At 65.0% G+C, this 17769-nt stretch carries 15 protein-coding genes; 5 read left to right on the top strand and 10 right to left on the bottom strand.

The features are described 5' to 3' along the window. Window positions 1-4: 4 nt before the first annotated feature. From E4K09_RS07130 to E4K09_RS07155, 6 genes are all read right to left on the bottom strand, one after another. The gene (locus E4K09_RS07130; RefSeq protein WP_134496054.1) at window positions 5-445 is read right to left on the bottom strand and encodes a proton-translocating transhydrogenase family protein; all 441 of its coding nucleotides are present in this window, start codon (window positions 443-445) and stop codon (window positions 5-7) included. 21 nt (window positions 446-466) lie between these two features. After that, the gene (locus E4K09_RS07135) at window positions 467-1603 is read right to left on the bottom strand and encodes a Re/Si-specific NAD(P)(+) transhydrogenase subunit alpha (protein WP_134496055.1); all 1137 of its coding nucleotides are present in this window, start codon (window positions 1601-1603) and stop codon (window positions 467-469) included. Between the two features lie 62 nt (window positions 1604-1665). Continuing rightward, a complete protein-coding gene (locus E4K09_RS07140; RefSeq protein ID WP_134496056.1) occupies window positions 1666-1959 on the bottom strand; it encodes an aa3-type cytochrome c oxidase subunit IV in 294 nt (97 codons plus the stop codon). A 111-nt stretch (window positions 1960-2070) separates the two neighbouring features. Beyond that, a complete protein-coding gene (locus tag E4K09_RS07145; protein ID WP_166802204.1) occupies window positions 2071-3288 on the bottom strand; it encodes a glycosyltransferase in 1218 nt (405 codons plus the stop codon). Between the two features lie 60 nt (window positions 3289-3348). After that, on the bottom strand, window positions 3349-4716 hold the full coding sequence (locus E4K09_RS07150) for an ABC1 kinase family protein (protein WP_134496058.1): 1368 nt from the start codon (window positions 4714-4716) through the stop codon (window positions 3349-3351). Between the two features lie 88 nt (window positions 4717-4804). After that, window positions 4805-6649, bottom strand: coding sequence for a M3 family oligoendopeptidase (locus E4K09_RS07155; protein ID WP_134496059.1), 1845 nt, complete (start codon window positions 6647-6649; stop codon window positions 4805-4807). A 169-nt stretch (window positions 6650-6818) separates the two neighbouring features. Here E4K09_RS07155 and E4K09_RS07160 point away from each other — a divergent pair, with 169 nt between their 5' ends. The 3 genes from E4K09_RS07160 (at window position 6819) to E4K09_RS29625 (ending at window position 11569) form a co-directional block, all read left to right on the top strand. Beyond that, the gene (locus tag E4K09_RS07160; protein ID WP_134496060.1) at window positions 6819-7853 is read left to right on the top strand and encodes a sigma-54-dependent transcriptional regulator; all 1035 of its coding nucleotides are present in this window, start codon (window positions 6819-6821) and stop codon (window positions 7851-7853) included. Between the two features lie 106 nt (window positions 7854-7959). Continuing rightward, window positions 7960-9738, top strand: coding sequence for a L,D-transpeptidase family protein (locus E4K09_RS07165; protein ID WP_134496061.1), 1779 nt, complete (start codon window positions 7960-7962; stop codon window positions 9736-9738). Between the two features lie 139 nt (window positions 9739-9877). Beyond that, window positions 9878-11569, top strand: a complete 1692-nt coding sequence (locus E4K09_RS29625) for a peptidoglycan L,D-endopeptidase MepK (RefSeq protein WP_342211342.1) — start codon at window positions 9878-9880, stop codon at window positions 11567-11569. Between the two features lie 33 nt (window positions 11570-11602). On the opposite strand, the gene E4K09_RS07175 is transcribed toward E4K09_RS29625, so the two are convergent. Next, the gene (locus E4K09_RS07175) at window positions 11603-12463 is read right to left on the bottom strand and encodes an urea carboxylase-associated family protein (protein WP_134496062.1); all 861 of its coding nucleotides are present in this window, start codon (window positions 12461-12463) and stop codon (window positions 11603-11605) included. A gap of 281 nt (window positions 12464-12744) precedes the next feature. On the opposite strand from E4K09_RS07175, the gene E4K09_RS28915 reads away from it, so the two are divergent. Continuing rightward, window positions 12745-12885: a hypothetical protein gene (locus E4K09_RS28915; RefSeq protein ID WP_166802205.1), complete on the top strand. Its 141-nt coding sequence runs from the start codon at window positions 12745-12747 to the stop codon at window positions 12883-12885. A gap of 124 nt (window positions 12886-13009) precedes the next feature. After that, window positions 13010-14722 carry a PAS domain S-box protein gene (locus E4K09_RS07180; protein WP_134496063.1) on the top strand — a complete coding sequence of 571 codons (1713 nt, stop codon included), beginning with the start codon at window positions 13010-13012 and terminating at the stop codon, window positions 14720-14722. A 65-nt stretch (window positions 14723-14787) separates the two neighbouring features. Here the strand turns inward: E4K09_RS07180 and E4K09_RS07185 are convergent, their stop codons facing one another. The 3 genes from E4K09_RS07185 to E4K09_RS07195 form a co-directional block, all read right to left on the bottom strand. Beyond that, complete coding sequence (locus E4K09_RS07185; protein WP_134496064.1) at window positions 14788-16551, bottom strand: ABC transporter substrate-binding protein; 1764 nt, start codon at window positions 16549-16551, stop codon at window positions 14788-14790. A gap of 90 nt (window positions 16552-16641) precedes the next feature. After that, on the bottom strand, window positions 16642-16923 hold the full coding sequence (locus tag E4K09_RS07190; protein ID WP_134496065.1) for a DUF2160 domain-containing protein: 282 nt from the start codon (window positions 16921-16923) through the stop codon (window positions 16642-16644). 12 nt (window positions 16924-16935) lie between these two features. Next, on the bottom strand, window positions 16936-17712 hold the full coding sequence (locus tag E4K09_RS07195; protein WP_244610405.1) for a carbohydrate ABC transporter permease: 777 nt from the start codon (window positions 17710-17712) through the stop codon (window positions 16936-16938). Between the last annotated feature and the right edge of the window lie 57 nt (window positions 17713-17769).

A 17769-nucleotide genomic window follows, 5' to 3' on the forward strand; every position in this document is an offset into this window, starting at 1 on the left:
GGCCTCATCCCTTCTTCTTGTACATGGCGAGCATGCGCTCGGTGACGAGGAAGCCGCCGAAGATGTTGATGCCGGCGAGCACCAGGGCGATGAACCCGAAGATCCGTGCCAGGCCCGTTCCCTCCACCGTCAGCGGAACGCCGACGGCCAGGAGCGCGCCGACCACGATCACCGACGAGATCGCGTTGGTGACCGACATGAGCGGCGTGTGCAGCGCCGGCGTGACCTGCCAGACCACGTAATAGCCGACGAAGATCGCCAGCACGAAGATGGCCAGGCGGAACACGGTGGGGTCCACCGCGCCGTGGGTCACGACCGCGGCGGCGTTTCCTGCGGCCTCCGCCACCTGGTCTGCGATGGTCTGCGCGGCTTCGGCCGATCGCCGGGCGGCTTCGGCCGCCGCTCGGGCCTGCTCGACGGCCTGTTCGGGCGTAAGCGTTGCCATGGTGTCCTCCCCTGGACGGTTTTAAGCGGTCGGCTGGAAAGCGGTGTGGACGATGGCGCCGTCGCGGGTCAGGCAGGTGGCCTTGACCAGCTCGTCGTCCCACTTCACGGCCAGTGCCTTCGTGTCCTTGTTCACCAGCGTCTCGACAAAGGCGTAGAGGTTCTTCGCGTAGAGGCTGGAAGCGGTGGCGGCGAGGCGCCCGGGCACGTTGAGGTGGCCCACGATCTTCACGCCGTTGTGGGTCGTGACCTGACCCGGCTCGGCGAGCTCGCAATTGCCGCCGCGCTCGACCGCGAGATCCACGATCACGGAGCCGGGCTTCATGGATTCGACCATGGCGCGGCTGACGAGCTTGGGCGCGGGGCGGCCGGGGATCAGGGCCGTGGTGATGACGATGTCCTGCTTGGCGATGTGCGAGGCGACCAGCGCCGCCTGCTTCTCGCGGTACTCGGCCGACATCTCCTTGGCGTAGCCGCCGGCGGTCTCGGCCTGCTTGAACTCCTCGTCCTCCACGGCGACGAACTTGGCGCCCAGGCTCTCCACCTGCTCCTTGGCGGCGGGGCGCACGTCGGTGGCGGTGACCACCGCGCCGAGGCGGCGGGCGGTGGCGATGGCCTGGAGGCCGGCGACGCCCGCGCCCATGACGAAGATGCGGGCCGCCGGTACCGTGCCGGCGGCCGTCATCATCATCGGCATGGCGCGGCCATATTCGGCGGCGGCGTCGATCACGGCGCGGTAACCGGCGAGATTGGCCTGGGAGGACAGGACGTCCATCACCTGGGCGCGGGTGATGCGCGGCATCAGCTCCATGGCGAAGGCGGCGACGCCCGCATCGGCCATGCTCCTGAGCGCCTCGTCCTGGCCATAAGGGTCCATGATGGCGATGACGAGCGCGCCGGGCTTGGCGCCCGCAAGCTCTCCTTGAGCCGGGCGGCGCACCTTGAGGACCACATCCGCGTCCCGCAGGGCCTCCTCGCGGGAGGACGCGATCGCGGCGCCCGCCGCCTCGAACTCGGCATCCCGGATGCCGGCCTTGTCCCCTGCCCCCGCCTGGACGGCCACGTCCGCCCCCAGGCCCTTGAACTTCTTGACCGTCTCAGGGGTCGCGGCGACGCGGGTCTCCGCTCCCTCGGTCTCGGAAAGAACGGCGATGCGCATGATGCTCCCCTGCGATCGTTGGGACAAAGAAAAGGCCCTGAAAACAGGGCCTTGTTGCGAAGTCAGTAGAGGATGAGTGCAAGCAGAAGAAGAACACCCACGGCCACCGGGGCCCGAACCCCGATCGACGGGGCGATGGCCCCGATCGCGCCGGACGCGAGCGAGAGGATGACCCCGAAAATCGCCGTCAGCCAGGCATGCTTGATGCCGCCGACCGCCAGGGCCAGCACGTGGCAGACGACGACGGCAGTGCCGATCTCGGCAAACCGCACGAATCCGTTGTAAGTCACCTCATGGGTAGGGCCATCCATATCCGGACTGTAGCCCCCATGCGGCGCATGTTTTGTATCGGCCATGATTCAACGCCCTGTTAGCATCGGTTGTTAATTGCTGCGTTTAACGCATGCGGTGAGGAGCCGCAATCACTCGAAGCAACTCCGGGAAAACTTTATGAACGCGCGGGTTTCTTATTCTATCCCCAGGAACTCCCGCCATTGCGGCAGGCAGACAGTTTCATAGTCGTAGCGCTCCACCGCGATCTTGCGTGCCTCCCTGGCCATGGCGGTGGATTTCTCCTTTTCCATCAAGGTCTCCCGCACCCGCTCGGCGAGGGCCCGATGGTCGAAGAAGGGAAAAAGGCGACCGTTCACTCCGTCCGTGACGATCTCCCGAACCGGCTCCGTATCCGACGCAACGATCCTGCATTCCAGCGCCATGGATTCGATGGAGGACCAGGATAGGACGAAAGGATAGGTCATGTAGATGTGGGCGGAGGAGACCTGGAGCACCCTCACGAACTGGTCGTAAGGCAGGTTTCCGACGAGATGGACCCGCGACCAGTCCACCGGCCGGTCGATCTTGTCCTTGAAGTGCTCGTACCAGGAGCGCCCTCCGGGGGCCGCCCCCGAATAGCTGTTGCCCTTGCCGCCGATGACAACGACCTGGAGGTCGGGGTCGATGTCCAGGAGATAGGGCAGGCTCTTGAAAACGATGTGGCCCCCGCGCATCGGCTCGATGTTGCGGGTCACGTAGGTGACCACCGGCCTCTGGCGGCTCAGGCGCGGACCATCCGGGCCGACCTGGAGGCTGATCGCCGGATCCGGCACGAGGCGCTTGGTGTCGATGCCGTCATGGATGACGGCGAGCCTGTCCCGGAGGTAGCCGGGAAAGGTATCGCGCTGATAGCGCGTCGGCGCGACCGCCAGGTCGGCCGCGTCCAGCGCCCCGAGCTGCATGGCGTTCTTCAGGCGAAGGCGCCAGATCACCTCCTCGTTGGTGACGGGAAACTCGGGATCGAAATCGAGGTCCTGCCCCTTGGCGTGGTAGTAATATTCGAAATAGGCCACGTGCTTGGCCTTGGGCCAGACGTCCTTCAGGAACAGGTTCTCGCCCCAGCCCGTATTGACCACCACCACGTCGGGCTCGAACCCCTGCCTGGCGAGCTCGCGCGCCTTGTGCGCCACGCCATAGGCTCGTCGCAGACGGGGGATGACGGGAGAGTAACGGGCCTCGTGCTTCGGATCGTCGGGACCCGGAGCCGGGTTATAGGGGTAGTACTTGACGCCCGGCAGGGCGCATTGCTTCACCATGCCGAGCGCCACGACCTCGTGCCCTTCGGCGACGAAGCTCTGCGACAGGCGCAGGAACTGGCCTGGAAAATTCTGATGGACGAAGAGGATCTTCATGGATTGCCCCTGACGCTGGGTTAAGGCCTGTAAGGCCATTCCGCGAAAGATGCAACCTCATTACACAGGAGCCGGCAAACCGGAAGCGGCCAGGACCTCGCCCTGGCGCTGCGCGAGGCCCTCCAGGGAAAACCGGTCGATCTCGGTCTCGAACAGCCGATGATAGTTCAGCTCGGCCTTGAGGTGGAGGAAGACCGCCCCGAGTCCGACCGCCGCCCGGTCCATGAAGACGAATTCGCGCGGGACCGTCACTGGTCCTTTCTCCTTGAGGGCCCTGTGCACCTCGAAAGCCTGCCGGCGCCCGTACTCGCCGGGCTTGACCCCGTCCGCCACCGTACGGACCCGGTCGTCGAGGAGCGGGGCATAGATGAAGCGCGCCCAGATGTTGAGGATGTCGATCAATTCGTTCGACAGGCTCCGGAAGCCCCAGGTCTCGTACGCATGGACGATCCGGGCCCGGTCGTCCGTCTGGAGGCCCCGGTAGAGATCGACCACGCCGCCGACGAAGCGCGGGTGGAAGATGCGGATGCAGCCGTAATCGAGCAGGTTGATGCCCTGCGCCTCGCGCCCCTCGGAGAAGACCGTGTAATTGCCCAGATGCGGATCGCCGTGGATGACGGCGGCATGACTGAAGGGATGCCACCAGGCCTTGAACATGGCGATGGCGAGCCGGTTGCGGATTTCGACCGGGCTCTCGGTGAATTGCAGGATCTTCTCACCCTCGAGCCATTGCAGCGACAGGAGCCGCTTCGTGGAGAGTTCCAGGTGCACCTTCGGCACGCGCACGTCCTCCACATCCGCGAGCGTCTCGGCATAGAGCGATGCGTGCTTGGCTTCGCGTTCGTAGTCGAGCTCCTCGCGCACGCGCTCACCGATCTCCTTGGCGATCTCGCGTGTGTCGATGGCGGGATCCATGCGCCTGTGCAGGGCGAAGACGAATTCGAGCTGCTTCAGATCGGCCTCCACGGCCGATTGCATGTCGGGGTATTGCAGCTTGCAGGCGAGCGCCTCGCCGTCCCTCGTGGTGGCCCGGTGGACCTGGCCCAAGGACGCCGCCGCGGAAGGATTAAGGTCGAAGGATCCGAACCGCCCCTGCCATTGCGGGCCCAGCTCCGCCTGCATGCGCCGCTTGACGAAGGCCGCACCCATGGGCGGCGCCTCGCTTTGCAGCCTCTGCAATTCGGCGGCGTATTCCGGCGGAATGAGATCGGGAATGGTGGCGAGCAGTTGCGCCACCTTCATGATCGGGCCCTTCAGCCCCCCGAGGGCCTGCGCGAGCGCGGCCGCATTGGAGGCGTCGCGCGCATCGCCGCCGAAGAGACGCGCGCCCGCCATGCGGGCGGCCACGCCGCCCATGTTCGCGCCGACGCGCGCATAGCGCGCCGCGCGGGCCGTGAAGCGGTTCGCTTCGTTGTCGCGATCAGCCATCAGGAGAGGTCTTTCCGATCATGTTGCGAATGTGCCGACGTGCCTTCTCGTCGAAGAAGCACCTCGGCACATAGCGCCAGAGCAAGCATCATGCCGTCTTTTCCATCGCCTCCAGCTCGCCGATCAGCCGCTCGATCATGGAGAGGCCGATCTGCCAGAAGGACGGATCGCGCGCATCGAGTCCGAACGGCACGAGCAGCTCCGGGTACGGCTTGGAGCCGCCCGCGGAGAGCAGGGCGAAATAGCGATCCACGAAGCCTTCGTTGGATCGCTCGTAGATTCCGTAGAGAGAATTCACCAGGCAGTCGCCGAACGCGTAGGCGTAGACGTAGAACGGCGAGTGGATGAAATGGGGAATGTAGGTCCAGAAGGTTTCATAGCCGGGACCGAGGCGGATTGCAGGCCCGAGGGATTCGTCCTGCACGGACATCCAGAGCTCGCAGAGCTTCTCGGAGGTCAGCTCGCCGTTGCGGCGCTCCACATGCACCTTGCGCTCGAAGGAATAGAACGCGATCTGGCGCACCACGGTGTTGATCATATCCTCCACTTTCGCGGCCAGCATCGCCTTGCGCTGCACCGGGTTGGTGGTCTGGTCGAGCAGCCTGCGGAAGGTCAGCATCTCGCCGAACACGCTCGCGGTCTCCGCCAGGGTCAGCGGCGTCGGCGCCATGAGCGCTCCGTTGGGCGCGGCGAGCACCTGATGGACGCCGTGACCGAGCTCATGCGCAAGGGTCATCACGTCGCGCGGCTTGCCCTGGTAGTTGAGCAGCACATAGGGGTGGGCCGACGGAACGGTCGGATGCGCGAAGGCGCCGGGAGCCTTGCCGGGACGCGTCGGCGCGTCGATCCAGCCCTCGTCGAAGAAGCGCCGCGCGATATCGGCCATGCGCGGCGAGAAGGCGGAATAGGCGGACAGCACGGTCTCGCGCGCCTCATCCCACGGAATGGTACGCTGCTCCACCTTGGGCAGCGGCGCGTTGCGGTCCCAATGGTCGAGCTTGTCCTTGCCGAACCACCGCGCTTTCAGGGCATAATAGCGGTGCGAGAGACGCGGATAGGCCTCGCGCACGGCAGCCACCAGCGCGTCCACCACCTCGCGCTCGACCCGGTTGGCGAGGTGGCGCGAATCCGCCACGTCCTGGAAGCCGCGCCAGCGATCCGAGATTTCCTTGTCCTTGGCCAGCGTGTTCGTGATCAGCGTGAAAGTGCGAAGATGGGTCTTGAACGTTCGGGCGAGCGCGTCGGACGCATCCTTGCGCACGCTCTCGTCCGGATCCTGCAGCTTGTTGAGCGTGGGCTCGATGGGCAGTTCCTCGCCACGCACCGTGAAGCGCAAGGACGCGATGGTCTCGTCGAACAGCCGGTTCCAGGCGGAGCGCCCGGTCACGGATTTTTCGTGGAAGAGCTGCTCGATCCTGTCGTCGAGCTGATAGGGCTTGTCCTTGCGCAGATCCTCGATCCAGGGCCTGTAATGCGAGAGCGGCGCCTGAGCCACAGCGCCGTCCAGCACCGCATCGTCGATGCGGTTGAGTTCGAGGCTGAAGAACAGAAGCTCCGTGGAGGCGGTGGTGAGGCGCTCCTGGGTGTCGCCATAGAACTTCGCCCGGACCGGATCGGTGGTATCGCCCGAATAGACCAGGCCCGCATAGGACATGATCCGCCCGAGGAGATCCTCCAGGGCCTCGTAGCGCCGGATCACCTCGGTCAGCGCCTGGGGAGCGTTTTCGCCCCGCGCCATGGTGTCGAGCTTGCCGCGATAGGCCTCCGCGAAGACCTTGCACTCCTCCTCCGCCCTGGCGAGATCGCCTTTGAACGCCTCGCTGTCCATGCCCGGATAGAGATGGGACAGGTTCCACTCCGGGAGCGAGCCGAGAGCGACCTGAGCGGCGGCGGTTGAGGTGGTCTGATGCACGGAAGGAGCTTTCTGAGACATTGCTGGAAGCGGGGTTGATCGACGGTGAACCACATATTGGCTGCCTAGCCTGCCGGATCAACCCGGACGGCGGGCTCCAGGTCCCTTCAAAAGCGCAGGACGTTAAAGCCCAGTTTACCCTTATCGCCCAGCATCGCCGGAGCGATTCCCCCTCAAACGCGTCCACCCCATGCTCCTCTCCCGCTTCTTCGCAGACGACATCCGCGCCTTTCGCCAAGGCACGGCCGGCCTGGCCGCGGGGTCCGAACGGGAGAGGACGGCCCGGCTCGCCGACCGGGCGGCACGCTCGACCCTGCCCCTCCTGATCGAGGCGGAGGCCGGAAGCGGCGCCAAGGCACTGGCCCAGGCGATCCACGCAAGCGGCGAGCGGAAGGCGCGCTCCTTCGTCGTCATGCGGGCAGACGAGGCCCTTTCAAGTGGGGAGACTCAGGACACCGCTCTCCTCCGCCACCTGAGAGCCGCCCATGGCGGCACGCTGTTCATCGACGGGGTCGAGCACCTGACCAACAAGGCGCAGGACCGGTTGATGGACATCCTGCTCCCGTCGGAGGCCGGCGTGCGCGCGGGCCGTCGCTTCGACGTCAGGTTCGTCGCGAGCGCGGGTTTCGATCTCCCGTACAGGGTACGGGAGGGTCGGTTCAACAGCGATCTCTACTACCGTCTCCAGGCCATGCCTCTGTCCTTGCGTCCTTTGCGGGCCCGCAGAGAGGCCATCGCCGAATGGGCGGTGTTCTTCGCCGAGCGCTTCGCCGCCGAGGAGGGCAAGAGGATCCGGGGGGTGTCTGCGGATGCGTTGGCCCTGCTCGCCCGTTACGACTGGCCGGGCAATCTCCGGCAGCTCGAGAATGCGGTCTATCGCGCGGTCGTTCTGGCCGATGGAGCTTCCTTGACGCCTCGCGAGTTCCCTCAGATCGCCGCCCATGTGGAAGGCTTCCGCATCGACATCCCGCCCGTTCCAGCGGCACGGGCGCTTGCGCCCGTTCACCAGCCGGCGCCCGCTCCCGTGCACGATCCCCACGCGCTGCCGCTGATTCGCGAGAGCGGAGAGATGTTGACGCTGGCGGAGCTGGAAGAGCGCGCGATTCGCTTCGCCCTCGTGCATTATCAAGGACATATGTCCGCGATCTCGCGCCATCTCGGGATCGGACGCTCGACTCTTTACCGAAAATTGAAGGAACTTGGCTTAAACGATGCAGCCGCATGACGCCTTCGTGCGTTAAGCGTGGCAGAGGTGTGGCTGCACACAGACCAAATCATTTGATGTGGAGGATGAAACATCCTCCAACCCCATTGCGAGAAGGAGATGGGTCATGCGTGACTTGCGCAAGACGGCGCTTTGGCTCGGCCTTGTCGGATCGGCTTCTCTCTGGTCTCTTTCCGCAGCGGCGCAGACGCTGGCGAGCGAAGCCTCGGACGTCTCCCAGCCCGTCCTTGCACAAAGCCCCGTCGAGCCCGCGCTCCACCCTGTGAGCACGCAACCCGCAGCGGTGCGGGACGATCCGGTGATCGAGCCGATTCCCCTGCCCGAGCCTGCGCCCGTGAGCTTTGAGACGGCTGATCGGACACCTGAGCCCGCCATCGACATTCCGTTGCCGGACGCGGCTCCCGTCGCGGCGCTCATGCAGCAGGATGTGCTGCGCATGTCCGTCGAGGGCCTGCTCTCGGACGACGGGACGATGCGCCACCTTCGTCTCTCGCAGAAGGACCGCGATGTCCTGAGGGCGTTTTACGCGCAAGCCGAGCGCCCTCTCGCCTGGGCGCGGGACGGCGCCTTCACGCCGGCGGCCTTGAACGCGATCGCACGGCTGAAGGCTGCGGATGAGGATGGCCTCGATCCGACCGATTATCCCCTGCCTGACGTGAAACTGCGCAAGGAGGCCTCGCCCGCGCAATGGGCCGAAGCCGATCTCAAGCTCTCGGCCTCCGTAATCCGCTATGCGCGCGATGCGCGCGGCGGACGTCTCGAGCCGTCCCGCCTCTCGCCCCTGGTCACACCGAAACTGGCGCTGCCCGAGGCGGATGAGGTTCTCAGGAAAGTCGGCGCCGCGAAGGACGCGAATGCGGCGCTGGCATCCTACAATCCGCCCCATGCGGGCTACCGGGCCCTGAAGGAACAGCTCGCGGAGCTGCGCGCCAGCCATCCTTCCGCGCCGAGCGTGCATGTGCCCAAGGGCCCTGCCCTGCGCGTGGGCATGAAGGATCCGCGCGTTCCGCTGATCCGCGCGCATTTCAAGCTGAAGGACGAGGACGACAACCAGAACGTCTACGACAAGCGTCTCGCTTCGGCGGTGGCCGCCTTCCAGAAGGAACAAGGCCTGCCGACGAACGGGGTCCTCACGGCGCAGACGGTGGCTGCCCTCTCAGGTCCTTCGCTGGTCCGGCGCGAGGCCGATCTGATCGCCAACATGGAGCGCTGGCGCTGGCTGCCGGAGGATCTGGGTTCACGCCACATCCTGGTGAATGTCCCCGAGTTCCGCCTGCAGCTCGTGGAAGGCGGCGAGGTTGCCCACGAGACGCGGGTGATCGTCGGCAAGGAGCAGTCGCAGACGCCGATCTTCTCCGAGGACATGAAGTACCTCGTGGTCAACCCCTCCTGGACGATCCCGCCGTCCATCATGAAGAAAGAGATCCTGCCGGGCCTCGCGAATGACCCGTACTATGCCGCCAGGAAAGGCTACAAGGTCATCCGCAAGGACGGCCGCCTCATCGTTCAGCAGCCTCCGGGCGAACGCAACGCCTTGGGATACGTGAAGTTCATGTTCCCGAACCAGCACGCGGTCTATCTGCACGATACGCCCAACCGCAATCTGTTCTCGGCTGCCAAGCGCGCCTTCAGCCATGGCTGCGTGCGCGTGGAAAAACCCTTCGAGCTGGCCGAATTCATCATGGGCGAGGACAGCAAGTGGACCGAGCAGAGGTTGCGCGGCCTGATCGGCAAGGGCGAGCGCACGGTCTTCCTGCCGAAACCGCTTCCGGTGCACCTCGCCTATTTCACCCTCAGGGTGGACGAGAGGGGATCTCTCAAGTCCTATCCGGATCTCTACGGGCTGGACCAGAAGGTTCGAACGGCCCTGAACCTCTCCCGGTAACCATCCTCGAAAAGCGGCCCTCCGGGCCGCTTTTTTGCACCTCACTTAACCTGAAGGTAACCGTCTTCGGCAAAGATCCTTTCACTATGAGCGAGTACCCCACTTCCGCGGAAGTGTGGCGAGTAACACGAGTATCCCAGTGAGAGTATTGCGTTCGGACGGCTTGGTGCGTCGCGCCGGGATTGGTCTTGCGGCCTTTGTGGCTGTCATGGTCGGAGGCGTGCGCGGCACGCAGGATGCCGTCGCCAACGGCGATACGCGCACCCTGACCTTCTATCACAACAACACCAAGGAAACTCTCACCGTCACGTTCCGGCGCAACGGCCAGTACGATTCCGCCGCCCTGCAGCAGCTCAACTGGTTCCTGCGCGACTGGCGGCGAAGTGAGGCGACCCGCATGGACCCGCGCCTGTTCGACACGGTGTGGGAGGTCTACCGCGAGGTAGGCTCGAGCGCGCCCGTGCATGTGAACTCGGCCTATCGCTCGCCCCAGACCAACGCCATGCTGCGTCGCCGCTCCAGCGTGGTGGCCAAGAACAGCCAGCACATGCAGGGCAAGGCCCTGGACTTCTACCTGCCCGACATATCCGCCGGGCAGCTCCGGGCCGTCGGCATGAAGCTTCAAAGAGGCGGCGTCGGCTATTATCCCAATGCCTACACGCCCTTCGTGCATCTGGACGTAGGCAGCGTGCGCGCCTGGCCGCGCATGACCCGCGACCAGCTCGTGCGCCTCTTCCCCGACGGCAAGACGGTGCACATCCCCACGGACGGCAGGCCTCTTCCGGGCTATGATCTCGCCAAGGCGGAAGTGCTCGCCGGCGGCGGCACGGTGGCTGGCTACAGCGCCTATGCGGATGCCGAGGAGGCCATCGCCGCGCAGCAGCCGCGCCGCAAGAGCTTCTGGGCCACCCTCTTCGGCCTGGGTGACGACGAGGAGGAGGACGTGGCGGAAATCCGCACGGCGTCGCGTCCCAGCAGCACGCTCATGGCGTCCCGCAGCGCGCCCAGCGACAATTACGCGGATGACCGCAACGCGTCGCCCCTGGCGGCCCTGCGCCAATACGACAACAGGAATGCGGCGGTCGCGCGCCAAGCCCCCGTGGCCGTGGCGCAGGCCCGGCCCGAGCCCCCACCCGCCCCTGCGGTGGTGGCCGCGATGGCGCCCGCTCTGCGCGAGGATCTTTCGCCGCCGGCAGCGGCTCCGCTCCCGCCCACACGGATCAGCGGCCAGCCGAGCACCGTTCAGACCGCAAGCGGCCCGACGCTCGCATGGCAACAGGGACCGGGCGTGCAGAACGATCTCTCGATCGGCAAGGGCATGGCCTTCGCGCCGATTCCGCCGCGCCGCCCGGGCGCGGACATGGATGAACCGACAGAGACCGCCGCGCTCGCCTATGCGCCGCTGCCGCCCGCACGCCCCGGCTCGCTCGCGGCGACGAATCCGATCCCGGTGCTGAGCGAGCCGCGCGGCGTCACGGAGGTTGCGGCGGCAAGCTCCGCCCCCCTGCCGCCGCCGCGGCCTGACAGCGCCATCGTCGTGGCTGCCGCGAGCGCCGTCGACATTCCCGTCACGGGATCGACGCCGAAGAACCCGGCCAAGGACACGAGGACGAAGACGGCCACCCTTCCCGAGGCCAAGATCCCTGGGGCTCAAGCCCCTGCCGCCAAAACCCCGGTAGCGAAGACGCCGCAGAAGCCGATGACTGCACTCAGCGCTCTCATGTCCGCGGAACCCAGCATCCACATGGGCTTCTCCCACAAGCCCGTGGGCGATCTGGCGACGAACAAGTTCACGGGACCGGCGATCAAACCGCTCCCGGTGGCGCAATGAAAGAAGGGCCCCATTGCGGGGCCCTTTTCATGGTCAGTCGCCGTGTTTGCGGCTGTAGCCATTGCAGGGCGGAGACGTCCACCCTTCAGGTGCCGCCTTCGGCCTGTAGACCTCGACGAGCAGCGGATGGCACAATGCCACGTCGCTCGAATGCTCCGCGCTGCAATCGCCCCCGGGGCAGGCCGACAGCGCGCCGAGGAGATCGATCTCCGCGAAGAATTCCAGATAGTCGCCGGGCCGCACGGGGCTCGCCTTCATGAAATACTGGCCCGTATCGCGGGTGAAGCCCGTGCACATGAAGACGTTGAGCACATCGTGCACGGCAGGTTCCACGGACTCGCGCGGGCGGCCCGTCTTGTCGGCGAGGGCGCGCGTGAGGTTCGAATGGCAGCAATGGTGATAGTCCTGGCCGGAGAGAAGCCTGTGCGTGTAGGGGTCGCAGCGGGTCCCGATCACGTCGTGCACGGAGCCGCCGAACTCGTCGAATCCGTACCAGTCGAGCGTGTCGTGCGTGATGGTGGCCATGGGCCGCAGATAGGGCAGGCATGACCAGAGCTGGTCTCCCGTGGACAGATGCGTCCCGTGAAGAGCGCGTGTCTTGCCGGAGAAGAAGCGCTCGCCGAGGTTGTCCGCCGCCCACAGGTTCAGGTCTCCGACCTGGGGCCCTTCGATGCTGACGATGCGGAAGAAGCAGCCGGCCGGCACGGAGAAGCAGCGTGCCTCACGCGGGGGAACCACCACCTCATCCACCTTCTCCCACCCGTTACGGGCCGCCTGATAAGCGCCAAGGTTCGGGCGCGGGAGGGTGTCGACCGGATAGCAGATGACCGGAGGGATTTTCCGGCGCTCCTCGGCATCCGGGGGCGGAGTGACTTCGTTGCGCGCTGTCTTCATTCACCTCTCCTGGCGGTCCGATTGCTGGTCGTGACGGTATAGAAGGGTGGCGCAGACGGCCACAACACAAGAGTTTCGCAAGGAGGAGGCCTTTCGCCGTCGCGGAGCGCCGTCTCTTTCGATCGGCCAACCCGCCGCGGCGTGGAAAGCCAGCGGAATCGCCTTGATGGTACTCCTTCCGGGCTCATCCGCTCCGTCCGACCTGCCGACCGCCTGCTTAAGGGTGATCGATTCAGGGACTCTCCCGGCCTAGAAAACACACGTGATGCGTGGAGCAGGCCATGGACGACGAGGACGGCGACGGACCTTTCGACAGTCAGCCCCAATCTCCTGCGACCGATGATCTGGCCCGAATCATGGATTGGGTCGGTCTGTCGGCGGCTGTCGGCATGATCGTGTTCGCCGTCGTCCTGGCGGCATGATCGCCGCCTGCAAGCACGGCCTGCGATCAGAACGAACGATCGCGCCTGCCTTGGAACATTGATCTCACCCGGCAATTCCTAACCCATCAGTCTCTAAAACGGGCCCGATCAGGAGCGGAATTCTGTGGATGCGCTCTTCAACCAGGCGACGGTCGGTCTTGCCGAGTGCGATCTGAGCGGATGCATTCTGCGAGCGAACGACTACTTCTGCGACATGCTCGCGCGCCGCCGCGACCAACTGCTCGGGCGCCATCTCAGCGACATTGTTCATCCGGACGATCTGCCACGCACCGAAGCGCTGCTTGCCGGGCTCCTGACGGAGGATCGCTACGAAGTCGAGAAACGATACCTGCGGCCGGACCATACCGTCGTGTGGACCCGCACCGCCGCGAGCCTGATCCGCGATGAGACCGGCCGGCCCAAGAAGGCACTAGCGGTATGCATCGATATATCGGCCAACAAGCTACACGAGCAGATCCTGCGGGAGAGCGAAGAGCGCTTCCGCCTGCTGGCGAATTCCGTGCCGGACCTCGTATGGATCAGCAATGCCGAGGGTCAGGTCACCTATACGAGCGAGCGCTGGACCAAGTATACGGGGTGTCCAGCGGAAGAGGCCCTGGGCGACGGATGGCTCAAGACGGTTCATCCCGACGATATCGAGCAGACATTTCGGATATGGGGGGAGGTGCGCGCCCGCGGCACCTGCTACGAAACCGAGATCCGGTATCGGCGCCATGACGGCGTCTATCGCTGGCACGTCGTCCGGGCCAATCCTTACCGCCACTCCGTGAGTGGCGAGATTTTGGCTTGGTTCGGCAGCTCCACCGACATTCATGAGCGCAAGCTGACCGAGGCGGCGCTGCGCGAGAGCGAGCAGAGGCTTCGCGCCACCTATGAGCAGGCGGCGATCGGGATCGCCGAGATCGCCCCGAGCGGCCGATTGCTTCGCGTGAACGAACGGCTTTGCGCGATCAGCGGCCATGCTCGCGACGAGCTGCTCGCCATGACTTTGGAGGACATCACCTATCCGGAGGACCGGAGTTCCGAGATCGAGATGTTTCGCAAGCAGATGTCCGGAGAAATCGCGTCTTACTCCCTTGAAAAGCGCCTCATTCACAAGGACGGGCATCCTGTCTGGATCGGAGTGTCCGCGTCGCGCGTGGACGATCTGAACGGACGTCCGCTCTACGGCATCCGGGTCATTCGCGACATCTCGGGCAGGAAGCGCGCGGAGGCGAGCCAGGACCTGCTCATCAACGAGTTGAACCACCGGGTGAAGAATACGCTGGCGACCGTGCAGTCGATCGCGCGGCAGACCCTGAACAATGCACGCTCGCCTGTGCAAGCCGTGGAGGATCTTGAAAACCGCCTCCTGGCCCTGTCCCGGGCTCATGATGTCCTGACGCGCGAGAACTGGGAAGGAGCGCGCTTTTCGGATATCGTCGCGCAGGCCATTGCCCCATATCTTAGCCGCGGCAAGGGACGGTTCCATGTGAAGGGACCGGAGACCCGCCTGACGCCGCAACAAGCCCTGGCGCTTGCCATGGCGCTCCAGGAGCTTGCCGTGAACGCCGCCAAGTACGGCTCCCTCTCCAACGACGGCGGCCTGGTGAGCATCGAATGGCACCATGAGGCGGCTGCGGATGGATTGCATCTGCACCTCACGTGGAAGGAAAGCGGCGGTCCGCCCGTGGAGCCTCCGACCCGGCGAGGCTTCGGTACGCGGCTGATCGAGCGCAGCCTCGCCCGCGAGCTCGAAGGGCAGATGAAGATCGACTTCCGACCGGAAGGCGTCGTCTTTACGGCGAACATCCCCGACATGCGCGAGGACGGATAATTTCTCCAGCCGGCACAGGCCTTTTTAACAGGTCCCGCCCTCGCGAGGGCGGGACCTGTCGTTCGTCAGCTGCGCTTCGGCGGGGAAGCGGGCCAGCTCTTGATGAGCGTGTCGTAATCGACCGTCTCGCCCTTGGGTTTCTCGTTCGCCAGTTTGCGCTGGGGCGCGATGGTGCCTGCGGCTTCGGCCTTCTTGAACCATTCCTCGGCAGAGGTTCTCGGGTTCAGTTTCGGTCCGCACTCGCCCTGCACGTTGGCGCGCTCGAGACGGCCGAGCACCTCGTCCTGGGCGGCGGCGAGCGAGTTCATGGCTTCCTGCGGCGTCTTGGCGCCGGAGGCCGCATCACCGATGTTCTGCCACCAGAGCTGCGCGAGCTTCGGATAGTCCGGCACGTTGTTGCCAGTCGGAGTCCATTGCACGCGGGCGGGCGAGCGGTAGAACTCCACGAGGCCGCCGAGCTTGGGCGCGCGCTCGGTGAAGCTCTTGTCCCAGATGTCGCTTTCGCGAATGAAGGTGAGACCCACATGGCTCTTCTTCAGCGAGACCGTCTTCGACGTGACGAACTGGGCGTAGAGCCACGCGGCCTTGCGGCGCTCGACGGGCGTTGACTTCAGGAGTGTCCAGGAGCCCGCATCCTGGTAGCCGAGCTTCATGCCCTCTTTCCAGTAGGAGCCGTGCGGCGAGGGAGCCATGCGCCACTTGGGCGTGCCGTCCTGATTCATCACCGGCAGACCGGGCTTGACCATGTCGGCCGTGAAGGCCGTGTACCAGAAGATCTGCTGCGCGATGTTGCCTTGAGCCGGAACCGGCCCGGATTCGGAGAAGTTCATGCCGTTCGCCTGAGGCGGCGCATATTTCTTCAGCCAGTCGATATACTTGGCGATGGAGTAGACAGCAGCCGGGCCGTTGGTGTCGCCGCCGCGCTCAACCGAGGAGCCGACCGGACGGCAGCCTTCCATGCGGATGCCCCACTCGTCCACCGGCATTCCATTCGGAATGCCCTTATCGCCGTTACCGGCCATGGAGAGCCATGCATCGGTGAATCGCCAGCCGAGCGACGGGTCCTTCTTGCCGTAATCCATATGGCCGTAGACCTTGACGCCGTCGATCTCCTTCACGTCGTTGGTGAAGAATTCCGCAATGTCCTCATAGGCCGACCAGTTCACCGGCACGCCGAGATCGTAACCATACTTGGCCTTGAAGCGCTCCTTCAGATCCGGGCGCTGGAACCAGTCGTACCGGAACCAGTATACGTTCGCGAACTGCTGATCCGGCAGCTGGTACATCTTGCCGTCGGGTCCGGTCGTGAAGGACCGGCCGATGAAGTCGGCGACATCGAGGGTCGGCGAGGTCACGTCCTTGCCCTCGCCCGCCATCCAATCGTCGAGCGCGACCGCCTGCTTGTAGCGGAAATGCGTGCCGATGAGGTCCGAGTCGTTGACCCAGGCGTCGTAGATGTTGCGTCCGGACTGCATCTGCGTCTGGATCTTCTCCACAACGTCGCCCTCCTGAATGAGGTCGTGCGTGAGCTTGATACCGGTGATCTCGGAGAAGGCCTTGGCGAGAGTCTTCGCCTCGTATTCATGGGTCGTGATCGTCTCGGAGACCACGTTGATCTCCATGCCGGCGAACGGCTTCGCGGCGTTCACGAACCATTCCATCTCCTTCAGCTGCTCGTCCTTGGACAGCGTGGAGGGCTGGAATTCAGCGTCGATCCAGCGGCGGGCCTCCTCCATGCCCGCGAAGGCTGCGCTGGAGCCGAGCGCCACGGCGATGACGCTTGTCGAGACGAAAAGTCTCAAGCGCCGGTGAGTTTGGGTCCGATTCATTTGTTCCTCCCAAATGGTGCCCTGGTCGGCGTTGTGCCGTTGTCTCCTTCGGCCGGGCAACCCGAAGGAATTGTTGGAACCGGCCTTCCCTCAAACCGTGCGGAACACCAGCACGGCATAGAGGAGCGACAGGCCCGAAGCCCACCACAGATCGGGCCCGACGAGCCCAAGCCACGCGAGGTGGATGAAGGCGGAGCCCAGGAGAGAAATGAACAGGCGATCGCCGCGCGTGGTCGGAATGCGCAAGGCCCCGATCCGCTCGGCCTCGGGTCGGTAGATCGCCAGCACGGTCATGACGACGAGAAGGCCCGCAATGCCGCCGAAGAAGAGACCCGTCTGCCAGGTCCATGCCATCCAGCTCAGATCGGGCATGGGAGCCTCCCTTCAGACCCGGCCCAGGGCAAAGCCCTTGGCGATGTAGTTGCGGACGAACCAGATCACGAGCGCGCCGGGGATGATGGTGAGCACCCCCGCCGCCGCGAGCAGCCCCCAATCCATGCCGGAGGCCGACACCGTGCGCGTCATCGTGGCCGCGATGGGCTTGGCGTTCACGGTCGTGAGGGTGCGGGCCAGCAGCAGCTCCACCCAGGAGAACATGAAGCAGAAGAACGCCGCGACCCCCACGCCCGATGCGATCAGCGGCATGAAGATCTTGATGAAGAAGCGCGGAAACGAGTACCCGTCGATGGCGGCGGTCTCGTCGATCTCGCGCGGCACGCCCGACATGAAGCCTTCGAGAATCCAGACCGCGAGAGGTACGTTGAAGAGGCAATGCGCCAGCGCCACGGCCCAGGGCGTGTCGAACAGACCGATGGCCGAGTAGAGGTTGAAGAAGGGCAGCGCGAAGACCGCGGGCGGTGCCATGCGGTTGGTGAGAAGCCAGAAGAACAGGTGCTTGTCGCCGAGGAAGCGGTACCGCGAGAACGCATAGGCCGCCGGCAATGCGAAGGCGATCGACAGCACCGTGTTGATCAGCACGTAGGTGAGCGAGTTGATGTAGCCGGAATACCAGCTCCGGTCCGTGAAGATCGTGACGTAGTTGTCGAAGGTGAGGTTCTGCGGCCAGAGCGTGAGGCCGGACGTGATCTCCGTGTTCGTCTTCAGGCTCATGATCACGAGCCAGTAGATCGGCAGCATCAAGAACAGGAGATAGAGCGTCATCACCACCACTCGCCCGTTCACGCGCGGGCCGGCAACGGCCTTGTTGGCGGTAAGCGG

The sequence above is a fragment of the Microvirga pakistanensis genome, from assembly GCF_004458765.1.
Taxonomy (GTDB): Bacteria; Pseudomonadota; Alphaproteobacteria; order Rhizobiales; family Beijerinckiaceae; genus Microvirga; species Microvirga pakistanensis.